At 71.9% G+C, this 7,528-nt stretch carries 7 protein-coding genes; 6 read left to right on the forward strand and 1 reads right to left on the reverse strand.

Annotation, left to right across the window (positions count from 1 at the left end; genetic code table 11):
• Nucleotides 1–168: 168 nt before the first annotated feature.
• A complete protein-coding gene (locus ABS52_18850; protein ODT00189.1) occupies nucleotides 169–666 on the reverse strand; it encodes a hypothetical protein in 498 nt (165 codons plus the stop codon).
• 77 nt (nucleotides 667–743) lie between these two features.
• Here ABS52_18850 and ABS52_18855 point away from each other — a divergent pair, with 77 nt between their 5' ends.
• From ABS52_18855 to ABS52_18880, 6 genes are all read left to right on the forward strand, one after another.
• Nucleotides 744–1,988 carry a cystathionine gamma-synthase gene (locus tag ABS52_18855; GenBank protein ID ODT00190.1) on the forward strand — a complete coding sequence of 415 codons (1,245 nt, stop codon included), beginning with the start codon at nucleotides 744–746 and terminating at the stop codon, nucleotides 1,986–1,988.
• A 66-nt stretch (nucleotides 1,989–2,054) separates the two neighbouring features.
• Nucleotides 2,055–3,041 carry a hypothetical protein gene (locus ABS52_18860; GenBank protein ID ODT00191.1) on the forward strand — a complete coding sequence of 329 codons (987 nt, stop codon included), beginning with the start codon at nucleotides 2,055–2,057 and terminating at the stop codon, nucleotides 3,039–3,041.
• Between the two features lie 247 nt (nucleotides 3,042–3,288).
• Complete coding sequence (locus tag ABS52_18865; protein ODT00192.1) at nucleotides 3,289–4,377, forward strand: hypothetical protein; 1,089 nt, start codon at nucleotides 3,289–3,291, stop codon at nucleotides 4,375–4,377.
• 435 nt (nucleotides 4,378–4,812) lie between these two features.
• Complete coding sequence (locus ABS52_18870) at nucleotides 4,813–6,204, forward strand: hypothetical protein (GenBank protein ODT00193.1); 1,392 nt, start codon at nucleotides 4,813–4,815, stop codon at nucleotides 6,202–6,204.
• Nucleotides 6,205–6,281: 77 nt separating this feature from the next.
• Nucleotides 6,282–7,076 carry a hypothetical protein gene (locus ABS52_18875; GenBank protein ODT00194.1) on the forward strand — a complete coding sequence of 265 codons (795 nt, stop codon included), beginning with the start codon at nucleotides 6,282–6,284 and terminating at the stop codon, nucleotides 7,074–7,076.
• Nucleotides 7,077–7,085: 9 nt separating this feature from the next.
• A partial coding sequence (locus ABS52_18880) for a signal peptidase II (protein ID ODT00195.1) occupies nucleotides 7,086–7,528 on the forward strand: 443 nt, incomplete at its 3' end.

The raw sequence follows: 7,528 nt of genomic DNA on the forward strand, positions 1-7,528 counted from the left end.
GCACGGGGGGGATGGGCGGTATGGGGGGTATGGGCGGTATGGAGGGGGATGGGGGGGTATGGGGGGGTATGGGCAGCCTAACGGGAGGGGGTGGGTGGGGCAAGCGAGCCCGGTCGTGACGGCGCGGAGGTGCTGCCCAGGGCTCGTCAGGCGCTCGTCAGGCGCTCGTCAGGCGTCGTTGCGCCTGTCGGCCGACTCGAACGAGGCGCCGCGCCCGCGGAGGTGCTCGAATACCAGCGAGGTCTCGATGTGCCCCACCTCCTCGCGACTGATGAAGCGGTCGATGGCGAGGTCGCGCAGGTGTTGCGCGTCGCGGGCGAGGATGTGGAGGAGGAAGTCGTTTTCCCCGGCCATGTGGTACACGGCGAGCACCTCGGGGAGCTCGGCCGCGTAGCGGCGGAAGGCCTCGAAGTGGTCGCGCGTGTGCTGGCGGAGGCGGACGGCCATCATCGCCTCGAGCTCGAAGCCGAGGGCCGATCGGTCGATTTCGGCGGAGAAGCCCCGGATGACGCCGTCGCGGACCAGCCGGCGCACGCGTTCGAGGCACGATGAGGGGGCAAGCCCCACGAGGGCGGCGAGCTCCTTGTTGGAGGCCCGAGCATTCTTCGCCAGGGCCGCCAGCAGGGCGAGATCCGTTCGGTCAAGGGGGCGTCTTTCGCTGTTCATTCCGTAAAGAATTCGATGGCATTTCGCAGGATACGAATCCTATCCTGTAAGTACAACCTCTGTGGAAGATAGTTCGTATGCCAAGAGAATCGATCGACACCAGCTGCGTCCACGCCGGACGCGACGACTTCGCCCGGCTCGGCGTTCACGCCCCGCCCATCGACCTCTCGTCGACCTATCCGATGCACGACCTCGCGGAGGGGACGCACGACTTCGATGCGCTCGCCGCGGGCGGCGCGTACCCCGAGCACACCGCCGTCTACGCGCGGCTCCACAACCCCACCGTCGCCCGCTTCGAGCGCGCCTTCGCCGAGCTGGAAGGGGCGGAGGCCGCGGTCGCCTTCGGGAGCGGGATGGCGGCCGTCGCCGCGATGCTCCTGGCGGTGACCGCGCGCGGTCGCCACGTCGTGGCGGTCCGCCCGCTCTATGGCGGGACCGACCACCTGCTGGACTCCGGACTCCTGGCCCTCGACGTCACCTGGGCGCACGCCGGCGCGGTGCGCGAGGCGATCCGTCCCGACACCGCGCTCGTCTTCATCGAGACCCCCGCCAACCCGACCTGCGCCCTCGTCGACATCGCCGACGTGGTGCGGCAGGCCGGCGACGTCCCGGTCGTCGTCGACTCCACCTTCGCCACGCCGGTCCTCCAGCGCCCGCTCTCGTTAGGTGCGGCGGCATCGCTCCACTCGGCCACCAAGTTCATCGGCGGGCACGGCGACGTGGTTGCCGGGGTCATCGCCACCTCGGAAGCCATGGCGCGCGCGCTGCGCCAGGTGCGCATCGTCACCGGGGCGCTCCTGCACCCCATGGCGGCGTACTTCCTCCACCGCGGGCTCCCCACGCTCGCCGTGCGGGTCCGTGCCGCACAGGTGGGGGCGTCGGAGATCGCCCGCCGCCTCGCACGCCACCCGGCGGTGGCCACGGTGCACTATCCCGGGCTCCCCGGCGGCGATCCGTCGGGGCTCATCGGGCGGCAGATGGCGGGGGCGGGGACCATGCTCAGCTTCGACCTGGCCGGCGGCTACGACGCGGCAGCACTCGTTATGCAGCGGCTGCGGCTCATCACCCCGGCGGTCTCCCTCGGCTCCACCGATACCCTCATCCAGCACCCGGCCGGGCTCACGCACCGCCTCGTCCCGGTGCACGAGCGCGAGGCGCTTGGCATCACCGACGGCATGTTGCGCCTCTCGGTGGGGATCGAGGGGGTCGAGGACCTGTGGGACGACCTCGCGCAGGCGCTGGACGAGGTGAGCGCCCTCCAATCCGGCGATCCATCGCACGATGACGGCGTGCCGGAAGACGCGCTGGCCGGGTCGGCGTAGCACCGGCGAGGTGCGCGCGGCTTGACGCGCGGCTTGACGCGCGCGCGGCTCGCGCGTCTTACGGGCGTGAGACTCCTGATCATCAGCGGCCACGAAGCCTGGATCCACCAACTCGGCGCCCTCGGCGCCGAGCTCCATCTTCTGGACGGGCTCCCCGGGCGCGAGTCGCGGGCGTGGGATTCGCACCTGCGCCCATTCCCCGCGGGGGCGCGGCTCGTCACGCTCGACGAGGTGCGCTTCGGCGCCGCCAGTTACGACTGCATCGTGGCGCATGGGATGCGCGATCTCGTCGAGACCCGGAGTGTCGACGCCCCCCGGCTCCTGGTCCTGCACGACATGCTCGCGAGTGGAATGGGGCGCGCGCCATCCGCGGCGGAGCCGCGCGAGATGCGGACCCTGCTCAACGGCGCGCTGGTGTCGGTGGGGGGGCACGCGGTGGCGGTCTCGCGCGCGAAGGCGAGATCGTGGGGGGTGACCCACCTGGTGCTGCAGGACAGCGTGGCCCCGGACGACTACCTCCCCCACGTGGGCGACGTGGCCTGCGGCGTGCGGGTGGCGAGCCGCGTCGCCGAGCGCCGGGAAGCGCTGGCGTGGGACTTCCACGAGGGCGCCCTGGGCGGGCTTCCGCTGCGGATCGTTGGGGACAACCCGGGCATGGCCGGCGCGGCGCCGGCCGACGATTGGCATCACCTCAAGCGCATCCTCGCCTCGCACCGCTTCGCCGTGCACACCGCCGACCCGCGTCTCGAGGATGGCCACGACCTGGCGCTGCTGGAGGCGATGGCGGCGGGGCTCCCGGTGCTCACCAACCGGCACCCGACGACGATCGTGGAGCACGGGGTGTCGGGCTTCGTGGCCGGGACACCGGGGGAGATGCGCGCCCACGCCGAGCGCCTCCTGGGCGACGAGGCGTTGGCGCGCCGGCTGGGGGAGAACGCGCGCGCGTACGTGGCGCGCCATCACTCGCCATCGCGGTTCCGCGCCGAGTTCAGGCAGGCGGTCACCGAGGCACGAAAGAAGTGGGCGCGGCGCCGGGGGACGGTGGCGCGGTAGCACGTGCGGTAGCACGCGCGGAAGTACGTGCGGTAGCACGCGCGGAAGTACGTGCGGTAGCACGCGCGGAAGGCGGCGTGTCAGGAGGCGGGGGCACGCGGCGGCGTCCCGGGGGCGAGGGGCTCGGTTGGGGTGGCGCGTGCAGGAGGGGTGGCGTCGGCGCGGTACAGGGGGACATTCTGCCGTGTCGCTCCCGCGCGCGGTTCGTGCGGCGGGAGGTCAGCGCCCCCTGTCCCGATCCTCCGCGATGCAGGCCTCGACATCCCCGTTCCGCCGATTCCTCCCCGCCGCGTTCGTCCCGGCAGCGCTCCTCCTGCCGGTCGCGGGCGTGGCCGCCGCCCAGGGAAAGCCGGGCGACTTCACCCTCCCCGAATACCGCTTCGAGAGCGGCGAGGTGTTGCGCGACGTGCGGCTGCACTACGTCACGTTAGGCACCCCGCGGCGCGACGCGCGGGGGAAGGTGGACAACGGCGTCCTCATCCTGCACGGGACGGGGGGGACGGGGGGACAGTTCCTGGGGCAGGGTTTCGCCGGCGAGCTGTATGGCCCCGGGCAGCTGCTGGACACCACGCGCTACTACATCATCCTGCCCGACAACATCGGGCACGGGAAGTCCAGCAAGCCCAGCGACGGGCTGCGGATGCGCTTCCCGCGCTACGGCTACACCGACATGGTGAAGCTGCAGCAGCGCCTGGTCACGGAGGGGCTGGGGGTGGGGACGTTGCACCTGGTGATGGGGACGTCGATGGGGTGCATGCACGCCTGGATGTGGGGCTACATGTACCCCGAGGGGGCCAGGGGGCTCGTCCCGCTGGCCTGCGCCCCGGCGCAGATCGCCGGACGCAACCGGATGATGCGCCGGATGATCCTGGACGACATCCGCCGCGATCCGGAGTGGAAGGGAGGCGAGTACAGCGCGCCGCCGCGCGGGCTCCGCGCCGCGCTGGGGATGCTCTTCATGATGACCTCGGCCCCGCTGGTGCAGCAGCGGATGGCGCCCACGCGCGACGCGGCCGATTCGGCCATCACCGCGTTCCTCGATGCGCGAATGAAGGTGACCGACGCCAACGACATGCTGTACCAGTTCGACGCGTCGCGCGACTACGACCCGTCGCCCTTCCTCGAGCGCATCACCGCACCGGTCCTGGCGATCAACTCGGCCGATGATCTCGTGAACCCACCCGAACTGGGGATCGTCGAGCGGCTCATGCCTCGCGTGAAGCGCGGGGAGTTCATCCTCCTCCCGATCAGCGAGCGGACGCGGGGGCATGGGACGCACACGATGCCGGCGATCTGGGGGGGAGAGCTGGCGCGGTTCATGGCGAAGTTGAAATAGGTCGGGAGCCTGTGGCGTAGGGCCGTGGAGGGGGAAAGGCGAGGAGGGGAAGGGGAGACCGGGACCTGGAACTGGGACGGGTGAGGGGAGGGACGGGGAGCGGGAGACGGGGACCGCAGACGGGGACCGCAGACGGGGACCGCAGACGGGGACGGGGGACGGACCGGGAGGAGGGGTATGGCGCGGCGTGCGTGGGAGCGGCGTGAAGTGTGGGGGAATGACGTGGCGGGTGGCGGGATCGTCAGTGAGGTGATGCGACGTACGCTTTCCTATCGCCCTCGCTACGCCGACCCGCCGCGCCAGGCGGCGGCGCCGCGCACCCCTCCAGGGGATGCGCCGGGAGGACTCACACGCCGTGCAGATGGCCGCGTAGCCGGCCCCGATTCCGACTGGGGGATTCGGTCGCGACTCGGCCGCCTGGAGCGCTCGTGGTGGGTGCTTGGCGGCGCGCTGTTGCTGGCGCTGTTGGCGAATGAGCTGGGGGCCCAGGTGGCGCCGGTGCCGCGCGGCCCCATCGCGCGCCGCGCGATCGATTCGGCGCTCGCGGTGGCCACCGCCGACAGCGCCTGGGCGCGGGTCAAGCACACGTACTACGACACGACCTTTCGCGGGCTCGACTGGGAGGCGGTGGGGGCGGAGGTGCGGGCGCGGGCGGCGCGGGCGCGCGACGAGCGCGAGCTGCGCGCCGCGATCACGGCGATGTTCGACCGGCTGGGCGAGTCGCACTTCGCCCTGGTTCCGTCGGGTGCCGTGGAGCACGGGCGCGCGGCGCCGTCCGAGGAGGACTCGTTAGGTACGGCCGGCATCGAGCTGCGGCTGTTGCGGGGGCGGGTGGTGGTCTCGCGGGTCGTCCCGGGGTCGGCGGCGGCCGGGGCCGGGGTGCGAGCGGGGTGGTGGCTCGAGCGGGTGGGGGCGCTCGAGGTCGCGCCGCTGGTGCGCACGCGGCTCGCCTCGCTCGACGGCGCGGCGCGGCGGTTGGCGGAATTGCAGCTGACGCTGTCGCTGGCGGCGCGCACGCACGGACGGGCGGGGGAGCGCCTCCGCCTCGCGTTCCGTGACGGTCGTGGCCGCCGGCGCCCGGTGCGCCTGGTGTTGCGCCGCGACGACGCCGAGCTGGTGCGGTTCGGCCCCCTCCCGCCGCAGCTCGTCCGCTTCGAGTCGCGGCGCCTGGACGACGCGGCCGGATGCGTGGGGGTCGTGCGCTTCAACGCGTGGATGGCCCCGGTCGCTCCCCGCTTCGACGATGCGATGGCCGAGTACCGGCACTGCCGGGGGGTGATCCTCGACCTGCGCGGCAACGTGGGGGGGGTGGCGGCGATGGTGATGGGGGTGGGGGGCTATGTCCTCGACTCCGCCGTGTCGTTAGGCACGATGACCACGCGCGGCGCCGCGCTGCGCTACGTGGCCAACCCGCGCCGCAGCGACCGCCGCGGGCGACCGCTCGCGCCGTATGCGGGGGAACTGGCCATCCTGGTCGACGGGATGTCGGCCAGCACGTCGGAAATCTTCGCCGCCGCGATGCAGGTATTGGGGCGGGCGCGGGTATTCGGCGAGCCGACCGCGGGGCAGGCGCTCCCGGCCATGCTGGCCCCGCTCCCCAACGGCGACGTCATGCAGCACGTGGTGGGCGACTTCGTCGCCCCGGATGGGCGGCGGCTCGAGGCTCGTGGGGTGGTCCCCAACGTCCAGATCCAGCTGTCGCGCGCCGCCCTGCTGGCGGGGCGCGACGAGGTGCTCCGCGCCGCCCTTTCCTGGATTGGCGGGGGGGCGACGGCGACGTCGCGGGCGACGGCCTCCACGCGCCGTGCGACCCCTGCAACCTGGTAGGGCGGCCCGGCGTACAATATGGGCGGACGCCGCTCACTGGCCCGTGTTACTATTCACCCGGGTGCGACCGACGCCCGATGCTCACCCCCTGGAGAGTCCGCATGACCACCGTGTCCAACCGCGTGCTGCGCCTGGCCCGCACGCTTGCCGCCGTCGCCCTCGTCCCGGCCGCCGCGCCGGTCGCCAACGCGCAGGCGCTGCCGAGCGCGTCGGAGCTCATCGCGCGCTGGGCCAAGGAGACCAACGCCGCGTCGTACAAGACGCACAAGTCGTCGCGGATGAAGGCGGCGTTCGACCTCCCGGCCATGGGGATGAGCGCGAACATGGAGGTGGTCACCATCTTCCCCAGCCGGATGGCGTCGCGCATCGACCTCCCGGGGATGGGGGAGATGCGCCAGGGGTTCGACGGGGCGGTGGCCTGGGCGATGAACCCCATGCAGGGACCGTCGCTCCTCACCGGCCCGCAGCTCGACGCCGCTCGCGAGGACAACAACCCCGACAACTACTCGCGCATCACGCCGGCCATCACCGCCAGCGAGACGGTGGAGAAGGCGACGTTAGGCGGGCAGGAGTGCTACAAGGTCAAGCACACCTGGAAGTCGGGGAAGGTGTCGTACGACTGCTTCTCGGCCACCGACGGGATGATCACCTGGTCGCAGGCCAAGAGCGTCACGCCCATGGGTGAGGTCGAGGTGACGACGACCTACGGCGCCTACAAGGACTGGGGCGGGATCAAGCGCGCCACCACGACGACCATCGAGCAGATGGGGCAGCAGATCGTGATCACCGTCCAGGGGTTCGAGTGGGACAACGTCGATGAGAAGGAGCTCGCGCTCCCGGCGGAGATCAAGGCGCTCACCGAGAAGAAGTAGGGACCGGCGGTGACGACCAAGGCGTCCTGGTTCTGGTCGCTCTGCGCCCTGGTGACGGCGTTGGACGTGGTCACCAAGCGGGTCGCCGAGCAGGCGCTCCAGCCCATGCACGTCCCCCACCAGGTCGTGGGGGACGTGCTGCGCTTCACGCTGACCTACAACCCCGGCGCCGCCTTCAGCATGTCGCTCGGCGAGTACTCGCGCTGGGGCTTCACCATCATGGCGACGGTGGTGCTGGTGGTCCTGATCCGGAGCCTGCGCACCACCGAGGACAACGACCGCTGGCAGGCGGCGGCGCTCGGGCTCGTCTCGGGCGGGGCGATCGGCAACCTGCTCGACCGCCTCCGCCACGTGCACGGCGTCGTCGACTTCATCGACATCGGGGTCGGCGACCTGCGCTTCTGGACGTTCAACGTCGCCGACATGGGGGTGACGGTCGGCGCCGTCATGCT

Source organism: Gemmatimonadetes bacterium SCN 70-22 (assembly GCA_001724275.1).
Classification (GTDB): domain Bacteria; phylum Gemmatimonadota; class Gemmatimonadetes; order Gemmatimonadales; family Gemmatimonadaceae; genus SCN-70-22.

Bases quoted from the DNA above. Each gene is read 5' to 3' on its own strand.
- ABS52_18850 (ODT00189.1), bottom strand. From the start codon at position 666: ATGAACAGCGAAAGACGCCCCCTTGACCGAACGGATCTCGCCCTGCTG.
- ABS52_18855 (ODT00190.1), top strand. From the start codon at position 744: ATGCCAAGAGAATCGATCGACACCAGCTGCGTCCACGCCGGACGCGAC.
- ABS52_18865 (ODT00192.1), top strand. From the start codon at position 3,289: ATGCAGGCCTCGACATCCCCGTTCCGCCGATTCCTCCCCGCCGCGTTC.
- ABS52_18875 (ODT00194.1), top strand. From the start codon at position 6,282: ATGCTCACCCCCTGGAGAGTCCGCATGACCACCGTGTCCAACCGCGTG.